General features: G+C 34.3%; 30 protein-coding genes. 15 read left to right on the top strand and 15 right to left on the bottom strand.

What is annotated here, in order from left to right; genetic code table 11:
* Nucleotides 1-25: 25 nt before the first annotated feature.
* Together P2086_RS03675 and P2086_RS03670 are read right to left on the bottom strand one after the other, a co-directional pair.
* On the bottom strand, nucleotides 26-706 hold the full coding sequence (locus P2086_RS03675) for a succinate dehydrogenase cytochrome b subunit (RefSeq protein WP_317899083.1): 681 nt from the start codon (nucleotides 704-706) through the stop codon (nucleotides 26-28).
* A 215-nt stretch (nucleotides 707-921) separates the two neighbouring features.
* On the bottom strand, nucleotides 922-1,452 hold the full coding sequence (locus tag P2086_RS03670) for a 2'-5' RNA ligase family protein (protein WP_317899082.1): 531 nt from the start codon (nucleotides 1,450-1,452) through the stop codon (nucleotides 922-924).
* 54 nt (nucleotides 1,453-1,506) lie between these two features.
* Between P2086_RS03670 and P2086_RS03665 the strand changes: the two genes are divergently transcribed.
* The 5 genes from P2086_RS03665 (at nucleotide 1,507) to P2086_RS03645 (ending at nucleotide 7,521) form a co-directional block, all read left to right on the top strand.
* Nucleotides 1,507-2,517, top strand: coding sequence for a sugar phosphate nucleotidyltransferase (locus P2086_RS03665; protein WP_317899081.1), 1,011 nt, complete (start codon nucleotides 1,507-1,509; stop codon nucleotides 2,515-2,517).
* Nucleotides 2,510-4,267, top strand: a complete 1,758-nt coding sequence (locus P2086_RS03660) for a tetratricopeptide repeat protein (RefSeq protein ID WP_317899080.1) — start codon at nucleotides 2,510-2,512, stop codon at nucleotides 4,265-4,267. The genes P2086_RS03665 and P2086_RS03660 overlap by 8 nt, the downstream gene beginning before the upstream one ends.
* Complete coding sequence (lolB1, locus tag P2086_RS03655; protein WP_317899079.1) at nucleotides 4,260-5,150, top strand: lipoprotein insertase outer membrane protein LolB1; 891 nt, start codon at nucleotides 4,260-4,262, stop codon at nucleotides 5,148-5,150. Before P2086_RS03660 ends, lolB1 begins: the two co-directional genes overlap by 8 nt.
* On the top strand, nucleotides 5,122-6,516 hold the full coding sequence (locus P2086_RS03650) for a murein hydrolase activator EnvC family protein (RefSeq protein ID WP_317899078.1): 1,395 nt from the start codon (nucleotides 5,122-5,124) through the stop codon (nucleotides 6,514-6,516). Before lolB1 ends, P2086_RS03650 begins: the two co-directional genes overlap by 29 nt.
* Before the next feature lie 96 nt (nucleotides 6,517-6,612).
* Entirely contained in the window at nucleotides 6,613-7,521 is a 909-nt protein-coding gene (locus P2086_RS03645) for a hypothetical protein (RefSeq protein ID WP_317899077.1), read from the top strand.
* Nucleotides 7,522-7,592: 71 nt separating this feature from the next.
* Here the strand turns inward: P2086_RS03645 and tig are convergent, their stop codons facing one another.
* The 7 genes from tig to P2086_RS03610 all read right to left on the bottom strand — a co-directional run bounded on the left by tig (nucleotide 7,593) and on the right by P2086_RS03610 (nucleotide 14,230).
* The gene (gene tig, locus P2086_RS03640; RefSeq protein ID WP_317899076.1) at nucleotides 7,593-8,927 is read right to left on the bottom strand and encodes a trigger factor; all 1,335 of its coding nucleotides are present in this window, start codon (nucleotides 8,925-8,927) and stop codon (nucleotides 7,593-7,595) included.
* Nucleotides 8,928-9,016: 89 nt separating this feature from the next.
* On the bottom strand, nucleotides 9,017-9,883 hold the full coding sequence (locus tag P2086_RS03635; RefSeq protein WP_317899075.1) for an aldose 1-epimerase family protein: 867 nt from the start codon (nucleotides 9,881-9,883) through the stop codon (nucleotides 9,017-9,019).
* Nucleotides 9,884-9,891: 8 nt separating this feature from the next.
* Complete coding sequence (locus tag P2086_RS03630) at nucleotides 9,892-10,164, bottom strand: DUF493 family protein (RefSeq protein ID WP_317899074.1); 273 nt, start codon at nucleotides 10,162-10,164, stop codon at nucleotides 9,892-9,894.
* Nucleotides 10,161-10,799, bottom strand: coding sequence for a LysE family translocator (locus P2086_RS03625; RefSeq protein ID WP_317899073.1), 639 nt, complete (start codon nucleotides 10,797-10,799; stop codon nucleotides 10,161-10,163). The genes P2086_RS03630 and P2086_RS03625 overlap by 4 nt, the downstream gene beginning before the upstream one ends.
* Complete coding sequence (locus tag P2086_RS03620) at nucleotides 10,796-12,334, bottom strand: GH3 family acyl-acid amido synthetase (protein WP_317899072.1); 1,539 nt, start codon at nucleotides 12,332-12,334, stop codon at nucleotides 10,796-10,798. The genes P2086_RS03625 and P2086_RS03620 overlap by 4 nt, the downstream gene beginning before the upstream one ends.
* 65 nt (nucleotides 12,335-12,399) lie before the next feature.
* Nucleotides 12,400-13,491, bottom strand: a complete 1,092-nt coding sequence (locus tag P2086_RS03615) for a M42 family metallopeptidase (RefSeq protein WP_317899071.1) — start codon at nucleotides 13,489-13,491, stop codon at nucleotides 12,400-12,402.
* Nucleotides 13,492-13,627: 136 nt separating this feature from the next.
* The gene (locus P2086_RS03610; protein WP_317899070.1) at nucleotides 13,628-14,230 is read right to left on the bottom strand and encodes an acyltransferase; all 603 of its coding nucleotides are present in this window, start codon (nucleotides 14,228-14,230) and stop codon (nucleotides 13,628-13,630) included.
* A gap of 203 nt (nucleotides 14,231-14,433) precedes the next feature.
* On the opposite strand from P2086_RS03610, the gene P2086_RS03605 reads away from it, so the two are divergent.
* From P2086_RS03605 to P2086_RS03595, 3 genes are all read left to right on the top strand, one after another.
* Entirely contained in the window at nucleotides 14,434-14,658 is a 225-nt protein-coding gene (locus P2086_RS03605) for a hypothetical protein (RefSeq protein ID WP_317899069.1), read from the top strand.
* Nucleotides 14,659-14,816: 158 nt separating this feature from the next.
* Nucleotides 14,817-15,056, top strand: a complete 240-nt coding sequence (locus P2086_RS03600) for a type II toxin-antitoxin system HigB family toxin (protein ID WP_317899068.1) — start codon at nucleotides 14,817-14,819, stop codon at nucleotides 15,054-15,056.
* 129 nt (nucleotides 15,057-15,185) lie between these two features.
* Nucleotides 15,186-15,623, top strand: coding sequence for a helix-turn-helix domain-containing protein (locus tag P2086_RS03595; protein ID WP_317899067.1), 438 nt, complete (start codon nucleotides 15,186-15,188; stop codon nucleotides 15,621-15,623).
* Between the two features lie 395 nt (nucleotides 15,624-16,018).
* On the opposite strand, the gene P2086_RS03590 is transcribed toward P2086_RS03595, so the two are convergent.
* From P2086_RS03590 to P2086_RS03580, 3 genes are all read right to left on the bottom strand, one after another.
* The gene (locus P2086_RS03590) at nucleotides 16,019-17,575 is read right to left on the bottom strand and encodes an Rne/Rng family ribonuclease (RefSeq protein WP_317899066.1); all 1,557 of its coding nucleotides are present in this window, start codon (nucleotides 17,573-17,575) and stop codon (nucleotides 16,019-16,021) included.
* 304 nt (nucleotides 17,576-17,879) lie between these two features.
* Nucleotides 17,880-18,707 carry a tetratricopeptide repeat protein gene (locus tag P2086_RS03585; RefSeq protein WP_317899065.1) on the bottom strand — a complete coding sequence of 276 codons (828 nt, stop codon included), beginning with the start codon at nucleotides 18,705-18,707 and terminating at the stop codon, nucleotides 17,880-17,882.
* A gap of 8 nt (nucleotides 18,708-18,715) precedes the next feature.
* Nucleotides 18,716-19,030, bottom strand: a complete 315-nt coding sequence (locus P2086_RS03580) for an HU family DNA-binding protein (RefSeq protein ID WP_317899064.1) — start codon at nucleotides 19,028-19,030, stop codon at nucleotides 18,716-18,718.
* A 141-nt stretch (nucleotides 19,031-19,171) separates the two neighbouring features.
* Here P2086_RS03580 and mutY point away from each other — a divergent pair, with 141 nt between their 5' ends.
* Genes mutY through P2086_RS03555 form a run of 5 tightly spaced genes read left to right on the top strand, consistent with a single transcriptional unit; the run spans nucleotide 19,172 to nucleotide 23,636 of the window.
* A complete protein-coding gene (gene mutY, locus P2086_RS03575; RefSeq protein ID WP_317899063.1) occupies nucleotides 19,172-20,260 on the top strand; it encodes an A/G-specific adenine glycosylase in 1,089 nt (362 codons plus the stop codon).
* A 20-nt stretch (nucleotides 20,261-20,280) separates the two neighbouring features.
* Complete coding sequence (locus P2086_RS03570) at nucleotides 20,281-20,832, top strand: YceI family protein (RefSeq protein WP_317899062.1); 552 nt, start codon at nucleotides 20,281-20,283, stop codon at nucleotides 20,830-20,832.
* An 11-nt stretch (nucleotides 20,833-20,843) separates the two neighbouring features.
* Entirely contained in the window at nucleotides 20,844-21,797 is a 954-nt protein-coding gene (locus tag P2086_RS03565) for a DUF5777 family beta-barrel protein (protein WP_317899061.1), read from the top strand.
* A gap of 1 nt (nucleotide 21,798) precedes the next feature.
* A complete protein-coding gene (locus tag P2086_RS03560) occupies nucleotides 21,799-22,524 on the top strand; it encodes a DUF4271 domain-containing protein (RefSeq protein WP_317899060.1) in 726 nt (241 codons plus the stop codon).
* Between the two features lie 14 nt (nucleotides 22,525-22,538).
* Entirely contained in the window at nucleotides 22,539-23,636 is a 1,098-nt protein-coding gene (locus P2086_RS03555) for a uroporphyrinogen-III synthase (RefSeq protein ID WP_317899059.1), read from the top strand.
* Here the strand turns inward: P2086_RS03555 and P2086_RS03550 are convergent, their stop codons facing one another.
* Nucleotides 23,637-23,972, bottom strand: coding sequence for a ribonuclease P protein component (locus P2086_RS03550; protein ID WP_396127454.1), 336 nt, complete (start codon nucleotides 23,970-23,972; stop codon nucleotides 23,637-23,639).
* 144 nt (nucleotides 23,973-24,116) lie between these two features.
* Between P2086_RS03550 and P2086_RS03545 the strand changes: the two genes are divergently transcribed.
* Both P2086_RS03545 and P2086_RS03540 read left to right on the top strand, forming a co-directional pair.
* Nucleotides 24,117-24,293, top strand: a complete 177-nt coding sequence (locus P2086_RS03545) for a 30S ribosomal protein THX (protein ID WP_317899058.1) — start codon at nucleotides 24,117-24,119, stop codon at nucleotides 24,291-24,293.
* 45 nt (nucleotides 24,294-24,338) lie between these two features.
* The gene (locus P2086_RS03540) at nucleotides 24,339-24,836 is read left to right on the top strand and encodes a YkgJ family cysteine cluster protein (protein ID WP_317899057.1); all 498 of its coding nucleotides are present in this window, start codon (nucleotides 24,339-24,341) and stop codon (nucleotides 24,834-24,836) included.
* A gap of 224 nt (nucleotides 24,837-25,060) precedes the next feature.
* Here the strand turns inward: P2086_RS03540 and P2086_RS03535 are convergent, their stop codons facing one another.
* Both P2086_RS03535 and P2086_RS03530 read right to left on the bottom strand, forming a co-directional pair.
* Nucleotides 25,061-25,444, bottom strand: a complete 384-nt coding sequence (locus P2086_RS03535; protein ID WP_317899056.1) for a hypothetical protein — start codon at nucleotides 25,442-25,444, stop codon at nucleotides 25,061-25,063.
* A gap of 259 nt (nucleotides 25,445-25,703) precedes the next feature.
* Nucleotides 25,704-26,090, bottom strand: a complete 387-nt coding sequence (locus P2086_RS03530) for a hypothetical protein (RefSeq protein WP_317899055.1) — start codon at nucleotides 26,088-26,090, stop codon at nucleotides 25,704-25,706.
* Nucleotides 26,091-26,176 lie beyond the last annotated feature (86 nt).

The following is a 26,176-nucleotide window of genomic DNA, read 5'->3' as shown; positions in this document are numbered from 1 at the left end:
TCTAAGCACTAATTTTATTTTTAGTTTATTTTATTAACCCGAAATGCATTGTTATTGGCATGGCAGCAAAAATGATTGGAATGATGATGGAAAACCACATGCCAACCGATTTGATAAGCGGAGTGTATTTTTTATGATTTAAGCCTAAAGTTTGAAACGCCGATTGAAAACCATGCATTAAGTGATAAGCTAAAGAAATCATTGCGAGACAATAAACAGCAACAACCCATGCATACTTAAACGTTTCTTGCATAACAATGTATAGGTTGTCATGACCAGTGTTGTCGTCAATTGGCAAACCAGTGAAACGTGACTTCACCCAAAAATGTGCTAAGTGAATGATAAGGAAGATCAAAAGTAATGTCCCTAAAAGACCCATTGAGCGGCTATACCAGCTAGAGTTCGCTGAACCATTTACTTTGGCATATCCAATAGGCCTTGCTTTTTTATTCTCAAGTGTTAGAACTAAAGCTTGAACAATGTGTAGGATAATTCCTAACATTAAAACGACCTCCATAGCTCTAATAATCCAGTTGGTGGCCATAAAATGAGCTCCTTCGTTGAAGAGTGCCCCACTGTCATTTACAAAAATGAGCGAGTTAAGGAAACAGTGAATAACTAGAAAGGATATTAAAAATAGGCCAGTTGCGCCCATAATTACCTTTTTCCCAATTGAAGAAGATAGAAAACCTGATTTTTTACTCATAATGCTTTTGACTTAATATTGCGTGAAATGTGCATGGCAAATGTATTAAGCAAAACAATTAGAACCAAGTTTTGTTTTTATCCAAATATAGGTCAGTATTCGCTATAACAGCTTGATACATTATTAGATATGAAACAGTTTGCTTAATTAGAATGGTTTTAAATATCGACAGGATGAAATTTTTCAATAGAAGAGTTTAATGTACGAGGATTGATTTAAAAATCTTTTAAAACCTCCCACTTCTTCTCCAATTTCAATAAACTAAAACCGGCATATTCAAAATTACCTACAAGTCGTTTTGATTCAAACTCCTTTTGTAATTCATAAAACTTCGGTTTTTTTAAATCTCTAAAAGCAACGGTAATATGAGGATGAAAACCCCTTAAGTCATTAATTTCATTCAGTAATTGAAGTTCTTTTTGTGCAAAGGCTTTCAATTTTTGATGAAGCTCTTCTAGGACTCCATTTTTTAAAACATTAACATAAATTACTCTAGGCTCAAATGCTGCAAAATCTTTAAGAGAAATTGAAAATGTTGCGCCAAATTTAAAATCCGAAATTTTTTCAATTAACATATACTCTTTTTCTTCTTTCCACTCAAATGGTCTGTGTAGCGTAATGTGCGAAGGACTTCTCAGGGCTCCCTTTAAACCATGTTCAGCGAATAAATTTTGTTTAATTGCCTCAATCTGCGAACGTAGTGGTTCAGGAATTACAATGGCTATAAAGTACTTTTTAGCTGTCATTTTGCAAGGAAACATCCATTAAATTATGCTATTTTTGCGGGACAATAAAATTTTATGCAGATTATCATTCCAATGGCGGGCAAAGGTAAGCGTATGCGCCCACATACACTAACAACCGCTAAACCATTAATTCCTGTTGCAGGAAAGGCTATCGTTCAACGTCTAGTAGAAGACATTACCAAGGTTTGTGGCCAGAAAGTTAACGAAATAGCTTTTGTTATTGGGCCTGATTTTGGAGCAGAAGTAGAACAAAATCTTATTAAAGTAGCTGAGAGTCAGGGCGCCAAAGGAAGTATTTATTATCAGGATATAGCTCTGGGTACCGCTCATGCCATTATGTGCGCTAAGGATGCTATTAAAGGAAAAACAGTGGTGGCTTTTGCGGATACACTGTTTAAGGCCGATTTTGTAATGGATACAGAGCAGGAAGGGGTTATTTGGGTTCAAAAAATAGACGATCCTAGTCAGTTTGGAGTGGTGAAGTTAGATGCCAAGGGTGCAATTACCGATTTTGTGGAAAAACCCGAGACTTTTGTAAGCGATTTAGCCATTATAGGAATCTATTATTTTAAAGATGGAGATTATCTGAAAAGTGAATTACAATACTTATTAGATAATGATATTAAAGAAAAGGGCGAGTTTCAATTAACAAATGCTCTTGAGAATATGAAACAAAAGGGCACTAAATTTGTACCGGGTCAGGTTACTGAATGGTTAGACTGCGGAAATAAAAACGCAACGGTTTACACCAACCAACGCGTTTTAGAATTCGATAAAGGCAAAGCGCATTTAAAAGGAAAAAACATTAAAAACACAAACAGTATTATTATCGAACCTTGTTTTATTGGGGATAATGTTGAATTGAACGATTCAGTAATTGGTCCGCACGCTAGTATTGGAGCAAACAGTAAAGTGAAAGGAAGTATTTTAAAAAATTCCATTATTCAAACAGACACTAAAATTACAAACGCTAATATTTCAAACAGCATGTTGGGTATTGGTGCTGAGGTAACTGGAACATCAATAGATATAAGTATTAGCGATTACACGCAACTCATTGTATAAAACAAAAACAAATATTTTATTTGCTCTTGCACTCTTTTTTTCATTTGCAGCTGTGTTTTCGTGTAAGAGTAAAAAAAACACATCCGCGAACAAAATCCCTAATCCAAAAGAAGAAAATATAAGCAAAGAGCTCAGCTATGCTAGTATGGGTTACCTTTACGTGGAGGCTTGCCTGCAAAGAAAAAAGGGAAATCTACAAGAAGCACTTAAACTTTTTGAAGAGTGTAAAAAAATTGAACCAAAAGATCCCGCAATTTATTATGAAGCTGGCACCATTTATAAACTGTTAGGTTCAGATCAAAAAGCTTTAGAGAATGCCAAATTTTGCGCAACAGCCAATCCCAATAATGAATGGTATCAATTGTTGTTAGTGGACTGTTATAATGCGATAAAGCAATATAGTCAAGCGGTAAAAATTAGGGAGGCACTGGTAAAAAAATTTCCAACAAAAAACGAGTTTAAGGAAGACCTTGCTATTGAGTATGCCATATTAGGTTATTACGATAAATCGTATAAAATATATGATGAACTCGAAACAACATATGGAATTAACGAACAAATAACTTTAAATAAAGTAAAATTATTAAAGAGTCAGAAAAAAAATAATGAGGCAGAAACCGAACTAAAAAAATTATCTGACTTAAATCCTTCTGAAGTACGTTTTTATGGATATTTGGCAGAGTTTTATTTAGAGCAAAATGATCTTGACAAGGCTAAAAACATGTATGATAAAATACTTAGTGTAGAACCTAATAATCCTGAGATACATCTCGCGCTTCATAATTACTATAGTGCAAAAGGTGAAGACGCGCTTGCTTACGAGAATTTGAAAAAAGCTTTTCTAAACCCTGATCTTGATATTGAAACTAAAACAAGTATACTCGGATCATTTTATGTTCGTGCAGAAAACCGTGAAAAAGTGGCCTTTGAGAGAGGAGTTGAACTTTCGGTTATTATGTTGGAAGTGCATCCAAAATCTACTGAAGCAAATGCACTGTATGCAGATTTTTTAATGCTCGATAACAAAATTAAAGAAGCGTCAGTTCATTATTATTCTGGGGCTATAGGCGAACGGCGTGATTTTAGAGTTTGGGATAATTTACTTTTCGCAGATTACCAATTACATCAATTCGATTCACTAGAACATCATAGTGCGAAAGCTATTGAAATTTTCCCTAGTCTACCCTCTAATTATAAATACAACGGCATTGCTAATACAGAATTGAAAGAGTATAAAAAAGCGGTTCAGGTTTTAAAAGACGGAATGGAATTTGTAAGCGATAATTCACAACGCATTGAATTTCTTAGCCTTTTGGGCGATGCCAATTTTTATTTAAAAGATTACGAAAAATCGGATAACAATTTCGAGGAGGCCTTGAAGATTGAAGCGGATAACACTTATGTATTAAACAATTACGCCTACTATTTGTCTTTACGAAAAGAGTTTCTGGATAAGGCTGAGAAATTTTCAAAGCGAGCCAATGATTTACAACCTAATAACCGAAGTTATCTAGACACGTATGGCTGGATTCTTTTTCAACAAAAAAAGTTCGGCGAAGCAGAACAGTATTTATCTAAAGCGGCGAGCATGGGGCCAAAGAACCCAACTATACTTGAGCACTACGGAGATGTACTGTATAAGTTAAATAAAATTACTGAAGCGCTAAAGCAATGGGACGCTGCAAAACAAAATGGTGGTAATTCGGAGAGCTTGATAAATAAAATAAAAGCTAAGAAATTGAATGATTAGTTTAATCACAAGATATAATACAAGTATTATTTGCGTAGCTCTCTTGATGGCTGCAATCACATCTTGTAAAAACAAAAAGAAAACTCTGAAAACAGAAACTCCAGTTACTATTTCAGAAGACAGTTTGAGTAATCGCTGTCGCCTTGATCACAAAAGCGCACGCACTTTAAGTAAGAATGTAAAAGAAAACGAATTTATTTTTGACTGGGTTTACGCCAAAGCAAATGTTGAAGCATTGGTAGATGATAAAGAAGAAAGTTTTGACATTAAAGTTAGTATTCGAAGAGATAGTGCCATGCTTGTTTCAGTTCACTATTTGTTGGGATTGCAGGTTGCAAAATTGCTTATAACAAAAGATTCTGTAAAGTTCGTCAACTACATTCAAAAAACATATTTTACCGGAGATTTTGTGTACATAAACAATTTACTTAACGCTGACCTTGATTTTGAATTGCTTCAAGCAGTATTATTTGGTAATAGTGCAGAATTTCAAGAAGATGAATCTAAATTAAAGCCTGTAACCGATAAACAAAACTGTCATTATTTACTCAGTACAGAAAGAAAACGAAAACTAAGAAAGATTCAAGCGGGTGTTTCGGACATAAAAAACTCATTGCAAACACTTACGCTAAATCCTGATAATTATAAAATTTTAAAAAACGAGTTTATTGAACCCGCTACTAACAGGCAGTTTATTGCTAACTATAGTAAATTTCAGCAAAAGGACAGTGTTTATGCACCATACCATGTTGATATTGATATAGTAGCACAGAAGAAAGCAAACATAAAAATTGACTATGTTCGCATAGAGAAAAACACGCCACAAAAGCTGTCCTTAAACATTCCGGCAAAATATGATCCAATTCAAATACAAAAGAAATAAACTGGCATTGCTTGCAATGCTTGTTTGTTCTATTCTATTTGTTTCTCCTTCTTATTCGCAGCATAACTCAAAGAATTCTAAAAAAGATTTAGAAAGCAAAAAGCGTAAAATTAACGATGAGATTAAAGAGATCAACTCTATGCTCAACGAAACCAAAGCCAATAAAAAATCTTCGATAGGCTTCTTGGTTAATATTAATATGAAGCTCGAAAAACGTCAAGAGCTTATCAACACTATTAATTTACAAATTCAACAATTAAACAGAGATATTAGAAAAAACGAAGCGGAAAGTGAATTACTTAAAGCGAGTTTAGAAAAATTAAAAAAAGAATACGCACAAATGATTGTGTTTGCTCAAAGAAATCAGGACGCATACAGTGTGTTGATGTACATTTTTGCCGCAGAAAGTTTTAATCAAGCATACTCGCGTTTAAAATATATGCAGCAGTACTCTGAATTCAGAAGGAAACAAGCCATTGAAATTATCAATACGCAAACCATTTTGCTAGCAAAACTAAGTGAACTAAAAGAACAAAAACTCGAAAAGAACAAATTATTAGGAAATGAACAAGTTCAGAAAGTTCAGTTGAGTAGCGAAAAAACACAGCAAGAACAGGTGTTAACTGAGTTACAGAAAAAAGAAAAGGAATTAAAATCAGAACTTGAAAAGAAAAAGGAAGACGCGATTCAATTACAACTTGAAATCAAACGATTAATCGCTGCAGAAATTAAACGAAAAATGGAAGAAGCGGCCAAAGCCGAAGCCGCCAAGGCTCTTGCGGCTAAAAAGGCAAGAGAAGCAAAAGCAAGAGAAGCAAAAAAGAAGAAGGAGGAGCCTTCAAAATCTATACCTGACAAACGAGATGACGATGAGGAAAAAATAACCAAACGGGAAAAACCTGACAATCCTTCGGTACCAGAACTTAGCGAAGAGGCCGAAGCCTTGAGCACCGATTTTTCAAATAACCGCGGCAAATTACCTTGGCCGGTTGCTAAGGGTGTTATTTGCGAAACCTATGGTGAGCACGAGCATCCAGCTATTAAGGGTTTTATGATGTTTAATAACGGTCTTGAAATATGCGCGACCAAGGGAACACAAGCACGCGCCGTTTTTGAAGGTGAGGTAACTAGTATTGCGGTTTCGCCAACAGGAGGAAAACTAGTTATTATCAGACACGGGGAATACTTAAGTGTATACTGTAACCTGGGAGATATTTCGGTAAAAACCGGACAAAAAGTAAGCGTTAAAGAGGTTATTGGAACAGTGATGTATAATGAAGAAGAGGATAAAACATCCATTAACATTCAAATTTGGAAAGGCCAAAAAACTATGGATCCAGGTGGTTGGTTGTATAACGCTCGTTAAACAGGCAGAGGTCATTAGTATATTTTTTTGTAAGAGAATAAATAAGCTGCTTTGATTTAACACGAATTAAATTATATTTTTGCTTGTCCCAAAACAATGAAAAACTATTGCCCTCAAATTTTTACATTTATTTTCTTTTTTTGCTTTACTCATGGTTTTGCACAAGATATAATCGTTAAAAAGGATGGCGCGAAAATATATTGCCGAATTGTTGACGAAGACAGTGTTTCAATTGTTTACATCCGCACGGCCCAAAGGAACAGATCAATCATAAAAAAATCAGAAGTTGACACGTATTTCTCTACAAAAAACGCCAAAAGAAAACCAAAAGATTTAACTTCAAGTAAAAGCAGCGAACTATTGATAATACAAGTATCAGCAGGTCTTGCAATTCCAATCGGCGATTTTGGAAGTAAAAACGAAAATAGCAAAACAGCTGGGCTTGCCAAAATAGGGCTGATTTTAGATGCAGCTTTAATATTAAAACTATCGAAATACTTTGGTTTTTGCGCAGATTATCGGTATCAAAAAAACACTGTTGATAAAGCCGTACTAGAGCAATCTCTCTCGTCTATTTTCCCACAAGGAGTATCAACTTCAGTTAAAGTAACAGACTGGACAAACAATGGCCTTTTTGGCGGCGTTTATTTTAATTTACCAATAAGTGCTAATAATAATACTTCTTTTGATTTTTCTCTTTTGGTTGGAAGACCAAGGTTTGAAAGCCCGGAAATAGTTTTATCAGCCTCACAAAAGGGCTCTTCAATAAGTGTTAATCAAAGTGTTGGCAAAACAAGCGCCTTGGCCGGTGTTATTAAAATGGGAATTAGATATAAATTTGAAAAAGTTGCATTACATGCCGGTTTAAGTTTTTTTACAGCAAAACCAAGCTTTAAAGATGTTTTAATTAAGGATTCAAGAGGCGCAATTGTTTATACTGAATTTGTACAACCTATGGCAACTGTTAATCTGGAAGCAGGAATGTCTTTTGTTCTCTTTCGTTAGATGAAATTTTAAGTAATAAAAAAGCCCGTTTCATTATTTATGAAACGGGCTTTTAATTTGAAACACTTATTTTAGTTTTTAAAAAACTCGTCGTAGCTCACTTCTTTAGTGTCTAGCGTACATTTTTCTTTAATTAAACCTAAAACTTTTTTGCTGTAAAGGTTTTCAAAAATACGTTGCGCTTCTTTTTCTTTACTCAAAAGGTCTTTAGAAATTTTTTCTAAATCCTCTTCTGTAGGAACTTGTCCGTAACGAGCATATTCACTTTTAATAAAGTTTTTAGCTTCTTCTTTCGCCTCATCAGGAGTAACTTGAATGCTATTGTCTTTAATAATTTTATTCTCAATCAAACGCCACTGCATCGATTTAGAATAGTTTGGATAATCTTTTTCAATTTCTTCTTCTGTAATTGGTTTTTCGTTTGCTACCGCTAACCAACGCTTTAAGAAAGAATCTGGCAATTGTAAATTTGTTTTTTCTACCAACTTATTTTCAACTTCAGTTCTTAAGAATTTTTCTGAATCCGCTTGAAACATCAAACTCAACTCTTCACGAATTTTATTTTTAAATTCTTCTTCGTTCGTAATTTTACCTTCACCATAAACTTTATCAAAAAGCTCTTGGTTCAGTTCTGCATCTTCCATGCGAGAAATATTTTTAACGGTTAATTGCAAATTGCAACTTACAGTCTCAGCCAATTCTTTGTCAATTCCTAATGAAACACTTTTGTCTACAGCTGTTTCATATAAATCGTTAATGTTTATTACTACTTTGTCTTCTTTTTTAAGACCTAAAAGTTTTGCCTTTGCAGCTTCGTTTTTAGTACGCTCGTAACTTACACTTGTACTTTTGAAAATTCCACCAGCTTTAATCTCGCCAGCTCCTTCTAATTCATTAATATCAACAAACACAACATCTTTTTCACCTGAAACTTCTGGACTTGTTGGTTTACCATAATTACGACGAATGTCTTTTAAATATTTTTCAATTAACGCATCGTCCACTTTTACTGTTTTGTAAGTGAATGTGTTTTTATTGTCTAGGTTAACATTGAATTCAGGAGCTAAACCTAATTGATAAACGAATTCAAATTCAGTTTGCTTGTTAAAGTCAACTGAAGTTTGGTCTTTTGGCAATGGATTACCTAAGATTTCAAGTTTGTTTTCTTCAATGTATTTATAAATAGTGTCATTTAATAGCTTGTTAATCTCATCTACTAAAATTTGCGTTCCATATTGTTTTTTAATAAGACCAGTTGGCACTTTACCTGGTCTAAAGCCTGGCATATTAGCTTGTCTTTGAACTTTTTTTATACCTTCACTTACACGGGTTTCGTAATCGGTAGGTGTTACTGAAATAGTTATTTCAGCATTTAAGGTGTCAATATCGTGCTTTGTAATATTCATAGTGTTATTTTTTAGGAGGGCAAAAATAACAAATTTTCTTTAGTTAATTAGAGTTTTAACCCTCTGAAATAGAGAAAATTAACATAAATCTACTCAAATGAGATCGAAAAGCTGCAGTTGAACTGTTTTTCTGGTTCTAGCTTAATAATACCTTCTTTTTCAGTTAAGTTTTTATTAGAGCTTTCAAGATCAGCAATTCCATGCCAAGGCTCCATGCAAACATACTCTTTACAACGTTCTTTTGACCAAACGCCAAAATAAGGCCAGTTTTTGCATTCTAAGGTAATTTTGTGGGTTGATTTACTGGAGCAAAGGGATATTTTATTTACCTGGTTGTTTTCAAAAATCAGCGCGTCATTATCAAAAAGTGTTTCCGATAAAAAGAGTTTGTTTTCTTTTAGTTTAACGGTCTGTTTTGTTTCTTTTCTTAAACCTTTGTTTAGCTCAGTAACCTCAAGTTGCTTAGACGCAAATTCAAAATAATAATCTTCAAAGACTTCTGAATCATTCAACGGACAGGCAAAAGCAGGATGTCCACCAACACTAAAATATATGGGTTCTGAAGAAGGGTTAATTACTTTATAGTCTGTTGTCAAAACGGACTCAACAAGTTCGTATTTAATTTCGAAAATAAAATCGAAAGGATAAACGGTTTTTGTTTTTAGATCAGATTGCAATTGAAAAGTACAAGTAGTGCCGCTGTTTTCAACTAACGTAAATTCACAATCTCTTGCGAAGCCATGTTTTGAAAGTTTATAAGGCTTGTTTTCAAAAATAAAGGTATCTTCTTTTAACTGCCCCACTATTGGGAAAAGAACAGGCGCGTGTCGTGGCCAAAATTCTTTTTTAGCCTGCCACATAAACTCCAAGTCGTCTTTGTTTTTAACGCTACAAATTTCGGCACCTAAAGATTTTAATACAACTTTTAACTTATTTGAAGAGAGTATAATATCCATTCTCGTAATTAAAGCATCATCACGCCCTTTATGGCCGCAGCTTTTCTATAGATCTCAATAATTTCTTCAACGGTAATTACAACTTGTTTGGCTGTAATACTTGTATACTTTCCTTTATCGCTTTCCTTTGTTAAAATATCAGTACCGGCTTCAAACAAATTTTCAACGAGTGCAATAGTTCTGTTTTCGCTAGGCACAATAAGTTTAAACATGTAAACGCTTGGAAAGCTAGTTGTTTCTAGGAGTTTCACCCTTAATTTTTCTAGATCTGCTTCTGTCATACCGTTTCAAAAAAATGATTATAAATAAGTACAAGCCCAAAAATCACCAGCAAACCACCCGTTATAACGTTTATCACATACATTGTTTTTGGAGTGAGTATTTGTTTGAGTTTACCAGCAACAGAAACTTTCCCTAGTTCTACTAATAGCACAAGGCCAAGAGTAATACTAAAATAAAGAATCATTGTAAGTACATTATAATTTAAGGTTTTACTAACCGCTGTTACATTGCCGAGCCAAAGTAGCCAAACCGCTGGGTTAAGACAGTTGAGAAAAAAACCTTTAATAATCATGGCTTTTGCGGAAGGAATGATAATTTCAATCACATCGTCTTTCTTGGGAATAGGTTCTTTAAAATGAAGGGCACCAAAAACAATAAGCACAATACCCGCCAGAATTCCCATAAAACGCTGGCTTTTTTCGTCATGAATAAAATTGCTTGCACCAAAGTGAATTAGAAAAATCATCAGCAGGCAAAGTAAAAAATCACTGGCCACAACGCCTACTGCTAATAATGAACCTGTTTTGTAACCATGGGTAATGCCTGTATTTATCAGCGCGAAAAACGCAGGTCCAAACGAAAAGGTCAGTAAAAGAACTATAACAATAGTCTGGGATATTAAACTAAGAATCAAGAGTTGTGTGTTTTATCGTTTTCTAAAAAGGCCAACCATTCATTTAAGTGTTTTCCTTTTAAAACCCTTGGAAATTTGCTTTGCCCACCTAATTTATTTTTACTCGCTAAAAAATCTATAAATGCCCGGTTAGGAAGCACTGTAATTATAACATCTTTTAAAGCGTGTTTTCTTTCTACGGCGTAGTCATCATTTAATATTTTTAAATGCGCGTCTAATTTTTCTTTTAGTTGCTCCTCGTCAACCTTGCCATCAATACCAACATACCAATGATGAGCAAAAAGTCCCTCATGAGAAACGCCAACAACCGAATATTCGTTTATATGAATATTCATTTCTTCTGAAACAAGTTTTATTGCTTGATTCATATTGTCAACGCTCAAATGCTCTCCGCATAAACTTAAAAAGTGTTTTGTTCTTCCGCTTACAATTACTTCACAACGCGCTAAGTCTGTAAATCTTACAGTATCTCCTATTACGTATCGCCAAGCTCCTGCACAATTACTAATTACAACAGCATAGTCTTTATCTAATTCAACTTCAGTAATATTTAAAACTTGGGGATTGGGTTTTAAGTTACCGTCACCGTCAAAATTATCTTCAGTAAAAGGAATAAACTCAAAAAACATTTTATTGTCGGTAATGAGTTTCATGCCCTGCTGTTCGTTTGGACGCTCTTGATAAGCCAAAAAGCCTTCAGAAGCCATATAGGTATCAAGATATATTAATGGTTTGCCACACAGTGCATCTATACTTTTTTTATAAGGATGAATGGCAACGCCTCCATGAACAAATATCACAAGGTTGGGCCAAATATCATGAATGGTTTTAAGGTCATAATGTTTGATGATGCGTTCAAACAAAATTTGAATCCAAGCTGGAACGCCGCAAATAAAACCAACATTCCACTTCTTTGCGTTATCTACAATTTCTTGAAGTTTATTTTCCCAATTAGCAAGTGAGCGAATGTTGGGTCCTGGTAATGTGAAGTTTTGAAACCAACGGGGTTGAGTGCCTGTTGTAATGCCGCTTAAATCGCCACTGAAATAAGTTCCGTTAAAGTTGAGGTTTGTACTTCCGCCAACAAAAAGCACTTCGGTTTCGAACTGTGATTTTTTAAAATTAAAATGTTTGGTAGAAAGAATTTGTTTCATTGTCCCTCTTTGTATGGACCTGATCATAGCCTTAGTAACAGGAATATGTTTGCTTGATGATTCCGAAGTCCCTGAGCTTAAAGCAAAATAATTGATTTTGCCGGGCCAACAAACGTTTTTTTCGCCTTTAAGCGCGCGGTGCCACCAGGTATCAAAGATGCTCTGATAATCATACAAGGGAACAAGTTTTTGAAATGCCTTTACCGGATCTTCTTGAACAGATAACTCACTAAATTTAAATTGGGTACCAAAATCGGTAAACATCGCTTTTGTAATAAGCTTATGCAATTGCTTAACCTGTTGCTTATAAATATTTTTTCGCCCCGGAATCCGAGAACGTATATCAATTGCACTTTTTATGATGGTACCAAGTATTGGCATCGGTTTAGTTTTGAATTTTTAATTGACATCATTTTTATTAAACACTAAAAATTAAACACTTATAACTATTTGATGTATCTAAAATCCTGATTGTTTTTAATACTCTTTAGAGAATGATAAATAAGTTTAATTACTTCTTCCACGTCTTGCTTATGAACGGTTTCAACAGTAGTGTGCATATAACGCAATGGTAAAGAAATAAGTGCTGAAGCTATACCATCGGTAGCATACGCAAAAGCATCTGTATCAGTTCCGGTTGCACGTGATGCAGCCTGACGTTGGAAAGGAATTTTATTTTTCTTAGCAGCATCTATAACAAGTTTTAAAAGATTGTTTTGTACTGCAGGTGCGTAACTTACCACAGGCCCTTTACCGCATGCCAAATCACCGCTTGCAATTTTGTTCATCATCGGACTTTGAGTGTCATGACACACATCGGTAACAATGGCTACGTTTGGATTTATTTTACGAGCAATCATGGTTGCTCCATTTAATCCAACTTCTTCCTGAACAGAATTAACAATGTATAAACCAAAAGGAAGTTTGTCTTTGTTTTCTTTCAGCATACGTGCAACCTCAGCAATCATAAACCCACCAATACGGTTATCAAGAGCTCTGCCAGTATAGTAGCGATTATTAAGTTCCATCAATTCATCTTGATAGGTAACAACACAACCCACGTGAACGCCTAAGGCCTCTACTTCTTTATCAGATTTACATCCAAGATCTAAAAAAATGTTCTTTAGGGTTGGACTCTCTTCTTTGGCTGCATCACGTACATGAATTGCCGGCCAGCCAAAAACACCTTTCACTATGCCTTTATCCGTATGTATATCAACGCGCATGGAAGGCGCTATTTGATGATCACTTCCTCCGTTTCTACGCAGGTAAATAAAACCATCCTTTGTAATATAATGCACAAACCAGCTAATTTCATCAGCATGAGCTTCAATCACAACTTTGTATTCTGCTTTTGGATTAATTACTCCTACTGCCGTTCCGTATGTATCTATAAAATATTCGTCTATGTATGGTTTAATGTAATTCAGCCATATTTTCTGGCCACTACTTTCAAAACCAGTTGGCGACGGATTATTAAGGTACTCGTATAAAAACTTGGTAGAATTAGCTGTTATTATTGATTTTGTCTTTGCCATATAAATTGATTTTAAGAACTTAAATTAACGAAAAAAACGCGAATTTTAAAAGCCAAGCTTGCTTAAGAACTGTCCGTTTACATTACTTTTTCACATAGAATCATAAAATTTTTGAAAGTATTTTATAAAGAAGATTCTATTTTTTCTTTTCTTTTTGCCAGGTTTTGTATTCGTCTTGTTGCTGTGGTCTGAAGGCGGGCATCCTAGTTAAAGGTTCACAAGGCTTTAGAGAGGAGTGACAATCTGATGGAAGTTGCTGATACAATTTTGTGCCCTTCGTTTTCCATTCAATCATGTCATCACTTACGTCTTTAATTACTTTGGCTGGATTACCAACTACAACTTTTCTTTTTTCAATCACCATCTCTGCCGGCACCATGCTTAAAGCGCCGATAATACATTCGTCGCCAATAACGGCGTTATCCATAATCACAGAATTCATTCCTATTAAGCAGTTTTTGCCGAGTGTTGCACCGTGTATAATAGCGCCATGACCTACGTGTGCCGATTCTTTAAGCAGAACTGTTGTTCCAGGAAACATATGTATGGTGCAATTTTCTTGCACATTGCAATCATCTTCAATTATAATTTGACCCCAATCGCCACGAATTGCTGCACCTGGACCCACATACACGTTTTTCCCGATAATGACATTTCCTGTTACCGTTGCATTGGGGTGAATGAACGCGCTTCGATCAATTACCGGCTTGTACCCATTAAATTCAAAAATATTAGCCATAATAAAATTGTATTAAACCCTTCAAATTACTGGATTAATTAGAAGAAATCAAATTAGGAATTCTAAAGAAATTGCCATTAGCACTTTGGTTTTGGTGTTAAAAAACCTCATAGAAAGCTATTATACCAAACTTACTATAAAACATAGCAACATAATACTACTAAACGTAGTAGTTTTGTTCTCAACAACTAATACAACGTAAAATGAACGCACAAGTCGCATCTTCTAATTCTTCTACTCTTCAAGAGTGGGCTAGTTTTTTGAATGTATTAAATGGCAATAAAGATCAACACACACCTTTATTAAAAAAGGCAGAGTCTGCACAGAGAATTGTGATGCACCTCGAAAAACAATTTTCGAAAGTTGAGACACAACCAATCTTTCGTCGCCTTGGAAAGCATACACAGTTGGTTTTGACTTTTTCTTAAAAAGTAGAAAAAAGCCTCTCCGGTAACGAGAATAACCTTTTAACGCACCAAAAATAAGCGCATTTATTTGATTATAAGACATTTGCCTGCGAAAAACAATATAAAATTAAAAAGTTTCCTTTTGTGAAACTTTTTTTGGTTTTTATACGTATATTTATATGAAGGTTAGACTATTTCTTCAGGAAACAATAGAGGACTTCGCGGACAATCATTCCAATGGAAGAAAACTATTTGTCGCGTGGTTAACTGCAATTAAAAATGCTGAGTGGGAAGAACCAATAGATATAACTAAAACCGTAAAAGGAAATTTATTGTCTAATGGTTCAAACAGAGTGGTTTTTGATTTAGGTGGAAATAGTTCGAATGCTTTTAGAATAATATGTTCTTATAAATTTTGATTTTATTATTAAAAAAGTGAGACCTATAAAATACATTTATATGTGAATTAGATTGGAACACATGAAGAATACAATAGACTTACAGAAGTGCAGAAATTAATTATTAGTACATATTAAAACGCAGATAAAATGAATAAGTTTAAGGTTATAAAAAGCAAAGAACAGTATAAAGAATATACCGCTAAGCTTATAGACTTGTGCGAAGAGCCATCAGATAAGTACGAAGATGATAGAGAGCTTCTTGAAGTTTTAATTGAAACCTGGGAAAGAGAAAATCTGAAAAACGAAGAAAGCGACCCGGTTGAATTAATTAAATTTCTGATGGAGAATCATAACTTAAAAAGGGAACAAATGATGAAGATTCTCGAAATTTCTAAAGGTACTTTGAGTAAAATTTTAAGTTATAAAAAAGGACTTTCAAAAAACATAATTCGCAAACTTTCTGAATATTTTAAGATTTCTCAGGAAACGTTTAACAGGCCGTACCCCATAGTGTCTGCAGCTAATAAAGGCCATAAAGACGAGGGAATGATGAATACTCCTAAAGAATTACAGGTTGTTCTATAATGGATAGGCTTTTTTGATTTTATTTTGTCATCTACAATCTCAATTGCTCTTAAGTTTTAGACTAAGATACAAATGCTATAAGCGACAAGTTTGGTACCGTTAGTAAAAGGTTTATTGGGGGAAGGTAAGACGATTCTATTATTTTCTTTTCATATATTCACTTACCGTTCCTGTTAAGGCTAGAAGCCTTGTTTAAAAAGACGTAGCGAGACGCTGTGCCTAACGGGGGTTGCACAGAGAATTGTGATGCACCTTGAAAAGCAATTTTCAAAAGTTGAACAACAGCCTGTTTTTCGCCGTTTAGGAAGACATACCCAGTTGGTTCTACATTTCTCCTAAGGTTTAAAAACAAAAAAGCCTCAATAAAGAGGCTTTTAAAATTTTAGGTTTAATAGCTAAACAGCTATTTCATCCATGTCCTTGTTAAAGAATTTGTATTCTAAAATTCCTTGACTGGCCATTCCTTCTACTTTAACCCATTGCTTGTGTTCGAAATACCATTTCCATTGACGGCTTCTTAAAAAACCGTCTTTTTTAATGAATGCTTCAACGTATGGGTGAATGTGTAAAGTAATGTTCTTTTGATTTTGCTCCTTCATAATAAAACGAAGGGTGTTCTCGATTTGGTCAACAAATAAAATGCTTGGTTGTACTGTACCTGTGCCACCGCAACTAGGGCAAGTTTCGATGACTTCAATATTTACCTCGGGACGTAAGCGTTGACGGGTAATTTGAATCAAACCAAATTTGCTTGGAGGTAAAATATTATGCTTTGCACGATCGCTTTTCATTTCCTCTTTTAATTTATCAAAGAGTAATTTGCGATTTTCTGCGCCGTGCATGTCGATAAAATCAACTACAATAATACCACCCATATCACGCACTTTGAGTTGGCGCGCAACCTCTACAGCTGCTTCCAAATTTACTTCGAGTGCGTTTTGTTCTTGTGTGTTATCGCTTTTGGCACGGTTACCGCTATTTACATCAAAAACGTGAAGCGCTTCTGTATGTTCAATAACAAGATAAGCACCACTTTTCATGTGAACGGTTTTACCAAACAAGCTTTTAATTTGTTTCTCAACACCTAAACCATCAAAAATTGGAAGTTTACCGGTATATAATTTTAGTATGTCAACTTTATCAGGTGAAATGGTTTTTATATAAGCTTTAAGATCTTCAAAAACAGTTGCATCGTTTACATGGATTGCATTAAAAGAAGCGTTTAAAAAATCGCGAAGAATTGCATTACTTCTATCAACCTCTCCTAACACCCTCATTGGAGGCTGTGAGGTTTTGATAGCTTGATAACATTCTTCCCAACGTTTAATAAGATCATTTAAATCACCTTCAAGATCAGAAACAGATTTACCCTCAGCAACCGTGCGCACAATTACTCCAAAATTCTTTGGTTTAATTTTTTGCATTAAATCTTTTAATCGCGCTTTTTCCTCATAATTTCTAAGTTTAGAAGAAACAGAGATTTTATCAGAAAAAGGAATCAAAACCAGGTAACGTCCGGCAAGACTTATCTCAGTGGTAATACGAGGTCCTTTAGCACTGATAGGTTCTTTTGCTACCTGCACTAACAAATTCTGACCCGATTTAATTATTTCATTAATTTTTCCGTCTTTTTTTATCTCAGACTCATTTTTAAAGTACATGAGATTACTCACGTTTTGTTTTCCGTTTTGAGTTGTTTCAACGTACTTAATGAGAGAATTTGCCTGGGGCCCCAGATCTAGATAATGCAAAAATGCATCCTTTTCATATCCAACATCCACAAAAGCTGCATTAAGGCCGGTCATGACCTTTTTTGCCCTTCCTAAATAAATATCGCCTACCGAAAATTTGGAATTATTTTTCTCGCGGTGAAGCTCTACCAGACGTTTATCGTGCAGCAGTGCTATAACAACCTCGTTAGGCGTGGAATTAATTATTAATTCTTGATTCACGCGCTTAATATTTTTAATTTATATTTTAAAAGCCGAAAACAGATAAATGATTTAAACTAGCAAAAGCTAAATCGTTTCAGGAAATGCCCAAAACAGTCCTAATAAAATCTGTTGAAAATTATAAGTTACTGCAACGGAAAAGTCAATACGATTCTTCCGCAGCAATAAGTTACGTTTAAAAATCAGCTAAAACTGATTATTTTTTCTTATGGCGATTCTTCCTCAAACGTTTTTTGCGTTTGTGAGTTGCCATTTTATGTCTTTTTCTTTTCTTTCCGCTTGGCATAATGCTAATTTTTAATTGTTAATGTTTATTTTCTTTTAATTGTTTAATGTATTTGTTTATTTCAATTTGCGCCGTTACATCGTTTGTTTTTGAAGAATATTTCTCAAGAACAAGAATTGTGTTTTCTGTTTCACCACGTTGCTCGTATGCATCTGCTAGATGTAAGTATGCTTCAATATAAGTGCTGTCTATTTGCAAAATCTTTTTAAAGCGATTTATGGCTTTATCCAATTGCTGACTTTTTACAGAAAAAAAAGCAAAGGTAAGCTGCAGTTTTACGTTGTTACTGTCTGTTTTTTCAATTTCTTTCAGTCTGCTTACACCTTCCATTGGGTTTTGCGTTCCTTCAACATAACAAGAAGCTAACATAATTTTAGCATCTGTGTTTTTTGGATCAAGTTTTAATCCGTTGTTATAACAACGCATTGCACATTGGTACAAAACCGGAACCTCTGATTTATCTTGAATGAACTGAACGGAATAGTAATACCTATTTCCAGCGTTAAACCAAGTATCGGAAGTGTTTTTAACTTTAGCTAACTCTTCTGCATAATGGGCAGCTAAATCGGGCCTTTTTAATTTGGTCCAGGTGAAAGCTAAACTATCGTAGTTTTTTTCAGCAAGAAGCTTATCTATGTTTCCTTTTTGATCTAAACTCACATTTTTTGTAGCTAGATTTAAGTAAACACTTAGATTTCCATCTGTAGAAACTTTTGCTTTTTCAGAATTTTGGTCTAGACCAGTTTTTTCTGAATTTTTAGGTGCGAGTTTCGGAGCAATAAATAAAAGAACGAAAAGAACAAGAGCGCCAAGGACAAGTAGTAACTGCTTTTTTTTGGAGCCCATGCTGTTTATCAATCAATGTTTTTAGGCATTGGTTCGGCGGTTTTTACATTGCGCTTCACCCTGTCTGAAAAAGTTTTTGCGGCTTTAAAAGCCGGTATATAATGCGCTGGAATAACTACTGTAGTGTTTTTAGAAATATTACGTCCAATTTTTTCTGCACGTTTTTTTACTACAAAGGTTCCAAACCCTCTTAAATAAACATTTTTACCTTCTACCATCGAATTACGAATCGTCTTCATGAACGCTTCAACGGTAGCCTGCACAGCCATTTTTTCTATGCCGGTTTTTTCTGAAATTTCGTTAACTATATCTGCCTTGGTCATTTTTACAAACTATTTAAAATCAATTAATTGTATTTTAAAACGGGCAGCAAAGATACTACTATTATTGTCATTTGAAAATTTTTTTTGAATTTTAAAGATTTCCTGCAAAAACCATGGATATAAAGTATTTTTAAACCAGAAATGGAAAAATGGTTTAGTAAAGCAATAATTACGTGGTACCAAGAAAATAAACGCGATTTACCTTGGAGACATGAAAAAGACGCTTACAAAATCTGGCTTTCTGAGATTATTTTACAACAAACTCAGGTAGCTCAGGGACTTAGCTATTATTTAAAGTTTGTAAACAAATACCCCTCTATAAAGCATTTGGCCAAAGCCCCCGAAGATGAAGTTTTAAAGCTTTGGCAGGGCTTAGGTTATTATTCGCGAGCTAGAAATCTGCATGCTTCGGCTAAGATGATATTGAATACTTATGCCGGGGTTTTCCCGCAGAAACACTCTGAAATAAAAAACCTAAAAGGCGTTGGAACATATACCGCGGCAGCAATTGCAAGTTTCGCGTATGATTTGCCTCATGCAGTTGTTGATGGTAACGTATATAGAGTATTAAGTCGTGTTTTTGGAATTAAAACGCCTATCGATTCATCTGCGGCAAAATCAAAGTTTCAAGACTTAGCGGATCAATTATTGGATAAAAAGAACCCGGCGATACACAACCAGGCTATAATGGAATTTGGTTCTCAATTTTGTAAGCCAAATAATCCAGATTGCAATGCCTGTATTCTGAATAGTCGTTGTTTTGCTTTCAAAACAAAAATAGTTTCAGAGTTGCCAATAAAAACAAAAAAAGCAAAAATCAGAAAACGCTATTTTAATTACCTTGTACTAGCTGATAAAAACAAAGATGTACTCATACGTAAACGCCAGGCTGGTGATATATGGCAAGGCCTCTATGAGTTTAAACTTCAAGAATCGGAAATGGAGACTTCGCAGGAACAGTTATTTGAATCCGCAGAGTTTAAATCAATCGTCACATCAAAGTTTGGCTTGAAATATGTATCTAAACAATACAAACATATATTGAGCCACCAACATTTATTTGCTAAATTTTATGTAATTAGCGTAAGTAAAAAATTCACCAAAAGCAATAAACCAAAACTTGACACAAATCAATTTACGCCAATCAACTTGAAACAGCTAAAAGCCTTTGCTTTCCCAAGATTGACGGGAAAATTTTTAGAAGATTGCGATTTAAAAGAAATATTATAAATTTGGTTAAAATTAAAGCTATGAAAAAAACAATTATTCTTATTGCCTTAGTATTCAGTGTTGGTGTAAAAGCACAAATATTTACCGCTAAATCGGGAGAAACTTCTATTAGTTTTTTCTCTGAAGCTCCATTAGAGAACATTGAGGCTGTGAATAAAAGCGCGTCTGTCGTTTTTAAAACAACTACAAATGATATTCAAATGAGTATAAGTGTTCAAAATTTTAAATTTAAGAATGCATTAATGGAAGAACATTTTAATGAAAATTACATGGAAACAACAAAGTTTCCGAAATGTGTATTTAAAGGCAAAATAAACGAAACGGTTGATTACACAAAAGATGGGGAGCAAAAAGTTACCATTACAGGAAAAATGGAATTACATGGAGTTACCAAGGATGTTACAATTGATGGAACAGTTTCAAAAACCGGAAATGATCTGAAATTATATTCAAAATTTAAAGTCAAAGTATCAGATTATAATATTAAAGTACCATCTATGTACGTAAAAAACATTGCAGAAGTTGTGGATGTAATGTTTAATGTAGTTTTAGAGCCTTACCAAAAAAAATAACCCCATTAATTATGAGTATACTTAAAAAAACGATTTTAATTTTCGCCTGTGTCTTACCAATCAGTTCTTTATTGTCCCAAGAGGACCTCTTAAGCCTAATAGATGACAATAAAGAAGAGGGGCCTAAAAAGGTTTATGCAACATTTAAAACAGTTAGAATCGGAAATGCCCAAACCATCGAAACTGTAAAGAAAAAGCACCTTGATTTTAGGATTAGCCACCGTTTTGGAAATATTTATGATTCTAATCTTAAGAATCCTATAAATGAGACCTTTCAAACTTTTTTGGGATTTGATAATGCGTCAGATATACGCATAAGTTTTGATTATGGACTATTGGATAACCTAACAGTAGGAATAGGCAGAAGTAAACTTAATAAATTAGCTGATGCAAGTTTGAAATGGAAAATCCTTCAACAAACTACAAATTTCAGTATGCCAATATCTTTGGCTTTTTTTACAAGTGTTGGTTATTCACACGCACCAACTTCAGCTATTTACGCAGGCGTTGTTAAGGACTTTAAAACAAATGAAGCGCACCGATTTAATTATTTTAGTCAATTGATTATTGCCAGTAAATTAACCGAATGGTTGTCGCTTGAATTATTACCAAGCTATATGCACCGGAATTTTATTAAAGAAAATATAAACACAGATAATGGAAATGCCCAGGATGTAAATGGATTTTTTAGCATGGGAATTGGAGGTAGAATTAAGCTTACAAAAAGATTAAGTTTTATTGGGGATTATTTTTACAATGCAGCAGCATTTTACCAGGGTAATAGTAAAGTGTTTAATCCTTTATCGCTAGGTTTTGAAATTGAAACCGGAGGACACGTGTTTAGTCTATTTTATACCAACGCAAGTGGGTTAACTGAGAATAATTTTATCCCCTATACTACAGATACTTGGTCTAAAGGACAGGTAAAATTTGGCTTCTGCATTTCACGGACATTTGCATTGTAATGTGATATCACTTGAAACGCAACATATTTTTTACAAACATCTTTTACAAAAGCAAAACCTTGTTCCAATAGTTAAAATAACCCACGATCTTATTTGGCCTTCGGTGTTTTTGTTTATTTGTCTGTTTTTATTAGTTCTTATAAAAATCGGATCTTTTTCTACCGTTATTAGAATCATTCAGTCCACTTTTAGCAAGCAGATATTACAACAGTTAGAAAGAGAAGAGTCTAACCCGTTTAAGTTTTATTCTCTAGCTCTGAATCTCTTGTTTATTTTGAATGTTTCGTTCTTAATATATAAGATAAATGTTGTAAACAGATTTGTTTTATTAGAAACGGGACACTTAATTCAATTTTGTTTTTTCTTCGTATTGGTACTTATCGTTTTTTCATTTAAAGGGATTGTAAATCGATCTTTGGTTGTTTTTACAAATCAAAGGAAAGTAATCACTGAGTACGGTATAAGTTCTATGCTGGTGAATCAAAGTTTTGGGCTTTTTCTTTTCCCGTTAATAGTGCTTATGGAGTTTAGTAAATTTAATCCTCTTATATTTATCTGGTGCGCTTCATTGGTTTTAGGCACTGCTGTTTTGCTTAAATGGTACAGGGGAGTTTTAATGAGTTTGGTGGTTGAAAGAATAGGTTTATTGCAAATTTTTTCCTACTTTTGCGCTTTGGAAATTTTACCTGTTTTTGTACTCGTAAAATATATAATTGAAACTTTTTAAACCAAGGGCAATTAATGTCAGCACAGAAAAGCGTGATCAAAAAAAAGGTCGCAAAAAAGAAAGTTAAAAAGTCGTTGCAAAACCTTAAAAAGGCTGCCGCACCTAAAAAGAAAAAATCGTTCAAAGTTCCTGTCAAAATCACGAAAGGCCTTACTAAGCCGTCTACTGTGAAAGCAGTTTCAAAAAAACCTCTTGTAACTGTAGTTAAGGCCGTTAAGGAAAAAAAGGTGATTACTAATTCTGAATACAAAGAGAGTATCGAGAAGGCTCATGTTATTAAACGCGTTCGAAAGTCTTCTAAAAAACAGGTTATAGCACTACCCCCGCCTCCAAATATCGAACTAAGTAATTTTCCTAAAATTAAGGTGAGACAAATCCTTGTTTCGCAGCCAAAGCCGGTTGAAACGGAGAAAAACCCATACCATGATCTCGCAAAAAAATATCATATTGATTTAACGTTTAGACAGTTTATTAGGGTAGAAGGACTAAATGCGCAAGAGTTTAGGGCTCAACGTATTGATATTTTAGAACACGGAGCTGTCATATTAACAAGTAAATTAGCTGTAGATCATTATTTCAGGATCTGTCAGGAGATGCGCATTACGGTTCCAGAAAGCATGAAGTATTTTTGCATCAATGAACAAACAGCCTATTATTTACAAAAATACATTCAGTACCGTAAACGTAAAATCTTTTTCGGTCATGGAACCATTATAGATCTAGTTGATGTTATTCGTAAGAACAAAGCCGAAAAGTTTCTGCTCCCTTCAAGCGACGCTCATAAAGAACAAATTGTTGATTTTCTTGATGAGGTGAAAATAACATTTACAAAAGCAATTTTTTATAAAACGGTTAGCGCCGATTTAAAAGACATTAAGTCGTTAGCTGATTTTGATATGCTTGTGTTTTTTACACCAGCAGGAATTAAATCGCTAAAACATAATTTCCCTAATCTTAAGCAAGGAAATATTCGTATAGCGGCTTTTGGTCACGCTACAGCCTTAATGGTTAAAACCCTCGGGTACAGATTAGATGTTTTTGCACCAAATCCGAAAAACCCAAGCATGACGGGCGCCTTAGATTCTTATCTAAAAGAGGCAAGTAAAAAATAGTTATTTGATTTTGTGATTTAGAACTCCTAAAATTAATTTTAGAATTGATTTTTGGATTAGATCATAACTCTCCTCCTTTTTACCTATGTAAATAAAAGCCAGAAGATTTTTTTTGTCGTTTAGTTTTAAGTTATAGTAAAAAGTGTTTTTGTTCAAACGGTAGGCTTCACGCATTCTACGTTTAAGTTTGTTTCTATCGTGAGCGCGTTTGAAATTACGTTTTGGAGCAACAAACATTGCCTGTGCCGGAAAGACAAGATCGACAGGAGTTTCACAGAACATTACTTTAATAGGATACGCAGTAATACCGCTGCCCTTACTAAAAAGTACTTCCATTTGTTTTTTGCTGCACAAGCGCTCTTGTTTATGAAAGGTGTTTTTAATACTGTTTTTATTAAGGTGATTATTGCCTTGAGGCTAATTCTAATTTTTGTTTGGTAAAGATAATTTTTTACTTTTACATAAAACTAAACTAATATTATGGGAAAAGGAGATAAAAGAACTAAACGTGGTAAAATTCACATTGGATCAACAGGAGTAACACGTCCAAAAAAGAAAAAAACTACTACAAAAGCAAGCACTGCAGATAAAAAAGCAGCTCCAAAAAAAGCAGCTCCAAAAAAAGCAGCGAAGAAAGCCGCTAGAAAAGCAGAATAAATTAAAATTAGCCCTGGCATTTAGTCGGGGTTTTTAATTAACAAAATGAATCTTGAGGATTTTAATAAAAAGGCTGAGCAACAGAAAAAAAGCAATCAAACCTATTTTAAAAAACTCAAAGGTAAGCCTCCGAAAAATTTAGATAAAATTTTTCACAAAGCCCACGAAGAGGTATTTCAAAATACAAATTGTTTAGCCTGTGCTAATTGTTGTAAAACAACTTCACCTATATTTTATCAACGCGATATAGAGCGCGCTGCAGAGGCACTCAAAATTAAACCTGGCAACTTTATTCAAACCTATCTTTTTATGGACGAAGAGGGAGATTTTGTTTTACAAAAAGCCCCTTGTCCTTTTTTAGATAAAGAAAACTATTGTTCTATATACGAAAGTCGTCCAACAGCTTGTCGCGAATACCCGCATACCAATAGAAAAAAAATGCATCAGATTTTAGACATTACTTATAGAAACACTTTGGTTTGTCCAGCGGTGTTGAAAATAACAGAAGTCTTAAAAAGTGTACTGAAGAAAAGACTTTTTTAGTTAAAAAAAATTGAAGATAAACTGAAATTCACTTCTCACAAACTCAAAGTTACCGCTGGCAAACTGCTTAAAGAAATTAAAGTTAAAATGTATAGTTTTAAAAATCATGGTAAATTATCATTTACTTTGCTGCTATGAATAGATTTGTTGCACTCTTATCGACAATCCCCTTGATTAGTGCATCAAGCGATTTACTGCTTATTTCAACTCTAGTAGAATCCATCTTATTTCTTTTGGAGGGTTAATTTTGTGGATACAATATTTGCTAAAGTCCCTGATGTGCTGAATGCTGAACTATCAAATTCAGGAAATATGTGACTTAAATGTTGAGGAAAACCGTTTAAAAAGCTGAAGTCATAACTAGTTGGGTTATGTGGCGAGCTATTTGCTTGCGCATCCTTTTCATAATAATATTCGATACAGTCAAATAAATCAGCTTTTCCAAATTTGAAAAGGTCATGAGTACCCAAGAAAAAATCTTGGTCCACCAAAACTAAAGGTTTAACGGCAAAGGAATACTTGATATTTCCTATTCGTTTAATAAGTTCTTTATTGAGGTGCTGAACAGCACCAGAAACAGCAAATAATGGCTCTGTCACTACAATCATTGGATAAACAACAATGTCAGCAGGATTTAGTTTTGAATCAGCCGACTCAAAGATGTTAATGTTAGTTTCTAGTTTATCAAACTCTTTAGTTGTCCAGTCCCCTTGTTTACCTGATTCAACTTACTATCAATTTGATTCTTTATCTCTTTATAAGTATCAAACTTCCGCATCGGGGCATCTTTAAATTCAATAAGGATGATTTTGTTATTTCTACTTACATAGAAGTCCTGGTTTTTCTTTTCAGATTCGTCAATTACCCTTACATCCTTGTCAGTAGTTCATGAGTGTTTATAAGATTTGGCCAGAAATGAGCACAGACTAGTTCCGTGTAATTAGTGAGACCGTCTGGAATCGCAGGAGTTTTATTCACGTATTCTTTAGCGATCAGGTTAGCAGTGAGAACCATACGCTTTTCTGCTAGAGACAAGAATTGTTCTTCCTTTGTCGCTTCTTTCTGAATAAGATGTATAATTTTGTTTCTAAGTAGAATGGTTATCATGGTGAGCACCGAATGAGTAGAAAACGCTAATATTTGTCTTTGGTTCGGGTTGCTATCAGTATCTCTATCGGGTCCAAACGTTTTATCTAGGCCAGCTCCAATTTTTAATTTAAACTCTGATGGCTGAAGGTTGCAGAGATATCCCAAAATGAACTTTTATTGCCTTTGATCGTAAGGATTCAAATGAAGCTGGGCGACTATATAACACAGACAGTCTAGCACTCGTTCAGAGC

Source organism: Aurantibacillus circumpalustris, from assembly GCF_029625215.1.
Lineage (GTDB): Bacteria > Bacteroidota > Bacteroidia > B-17B0 > Aurantibacillaceae > Aurantibacillus > Aurantibacillus circumpalustris.
Note: the sequence above shows the minus strand (reverse complement) of the source record. Positions and strands in the feature narration are given on the sequence as shown.

Bases quoted from the DNA above. Each gene is read 5' to 3' on its own strand.
- P2086_RS03580 (WP_317899064.1), bottom strand. From the start codon at position 19,030: ATGACCAAGGCAGATATAGTTAACGAAATTTCAGAAAAAACCGGCATA.
- mutY (WP_317899063.1), top strand. From the start codon at position 19,172: ATGGAAAAATGGTTTAGTAAAGCAATAATTACGTGGTACCAAGAAAAT.
- lolB1 (WP_317899079.1), top strand. From the start codon at position 4,260: ATGATTAGTTTAATCACAAGATATAATACAAGTATTATTTGCGTAGCT.
- P2086_RS03670 (WP_317899082.1), bottom strand. From the start codon at position 1,452: ATGACAGCTAAAAAGTACTTTATAGCCATTGTAATTCCTGAACCACTA.
- tig (WP_317899076.1), bottom strand. From the start codon at position 8,927: ATGAATATTACAAAGCACGATATTGACACCTTAAATGCTGAAATAACT.
- P2086_RS03585 (WP_317899065.1), bottom strand. From the start codon at position 18,707: ATGGGCTCCAAAAAAAAGCAGTTACTACTTGTCCTTGGCGCTCTTGTT.
- P2086_RS03565 (WP_317899061.1), top strand. From the start codon at position 20,844: ATGAGTATACTTAAAAAAACGATTTTAATTTTCGCCTGTGTCTTACCA.
- P2086_RS03550 (WP_396127454.1), bottom strand. From the start codon at position 23,972: ATGGAAGTACTTTTTAGTAAGGGCAGCGGTATTACTGCGTATCCTATT.
- P2086_RS03650 (WP_317899078.1), top strand. From the start codon at position 5,122: ATGATCCAATTCAAATACAAAAGAAATAAACTGGCATTGCTTGCAATG.
- P2086_RS03595 (WP_317899067.1), top strand. From the start codon at position 15,186: ATGAATAAGTTTAAGGTTATAAAAAGCAAAGAACAGTATAAAGAATAT.
- P2086_RS03620 (WP_317899072.1), bottom strand. From the start codon at position 12,334: ATGCCAATACTTGGTACCATCATAAAAAGTGCAATTGATATACGTTCT.
- P2086_RS03615 (WP_317899071.1), bottom strand. From the start codon at position 13,491: ATGGCAAAGACAAAATCAATAATAACAGCTAATTCTACCAAGTTTTTA.
- P2086_RS03675 (WP_317899083.1), bottom strand. From the start codon at position 706: ATGAGTAAAAAATCAGGTTTTCTATCTTCTTCAATTGGGAAAAAGGTA.
- P2086_RS03545 (WP_317899058.1), top strand. From the start codon at position 24,117: ATGGGAAAAGGAGATAAAAGAACTAAACGTGGTAAAATTCACATTGGA.
- P2086_RS03635 (WP_317899075.1), bottom strand. From the start codon at position 9,883: ATGGATATTATACTCTCTTCAAATAAGTTAAAAGTTGTATTAAAATCT.
- P2086_RS03605 (WP_317899069.1), top strand. From the start codon at position 14,434: ATGAACGCACAAGTCGCATCTTCTAATTCTTCTACTCTTCAAGAGTGG.
- P2086_RS03610 (WP_317899070.1), bottom strand. From the start codon at position 14,230: ATGGCTAATATTTTTGAATTTAATGGGTACAAGCCGGTAATTGATCGA.
- P2086_RS03555 (WP_317899059.1), top strand. From the start codon at position 22,539: ATGTCAGCACAGAAAAGCGTGATCAAAAAAAAGGTCGCAAAAAAGAAA.
- P2086_RS03645 (WP_317899077.1), top strand. From the start codon at position 6,613: ATGAAAAACTATTGCCCTCAAATTTTTACATTTATTTTCTTTTTTTGC.
- P2086_RS03535 (WP_317899056.1), bottom strand. From the start codon at position 25,444: ATGATTGTAGTGACAGAGCCATTATTTGCTGTTTCTGGTGCTGTTCAG.
- P2086_RS03630 (WP_317899074.1), bottom strand. From the start codon at position 10,164: ATGACAGAAGCAGATCTAGAAAAATTAAGGGTGAAACTCCTAGAAACA.
- P2086_RS03665 (WP_317899081.1), top strand. From the start codon at position 1,507: ATGCAGATTATCATTCCAATGGCGGGCAAAGGTAAGCGTATGCGCCCA.
- P2086_RS03600 (WP_317899068.1), top strand. From the start codon at position 14,817: ATGAAGGTTAGACTATTTCTTCAGGAAACAATAGAGGACTTCGCGGAC.
- P2086_RS03570 (WP_317899062.1), top strand. From the start codon at position 20,281: ATGAAAAAAACAATTATTCTTATTGCCTTAGTATTCAGTGTTGGTGTA.
- P2086_RS03540 (WP_317899057.1), top strand. From the start codon at position 24,339: ATGAATCTTGAGGATTTTAATAAAAAGGCTGAGCAACAGAAAAAAAGC.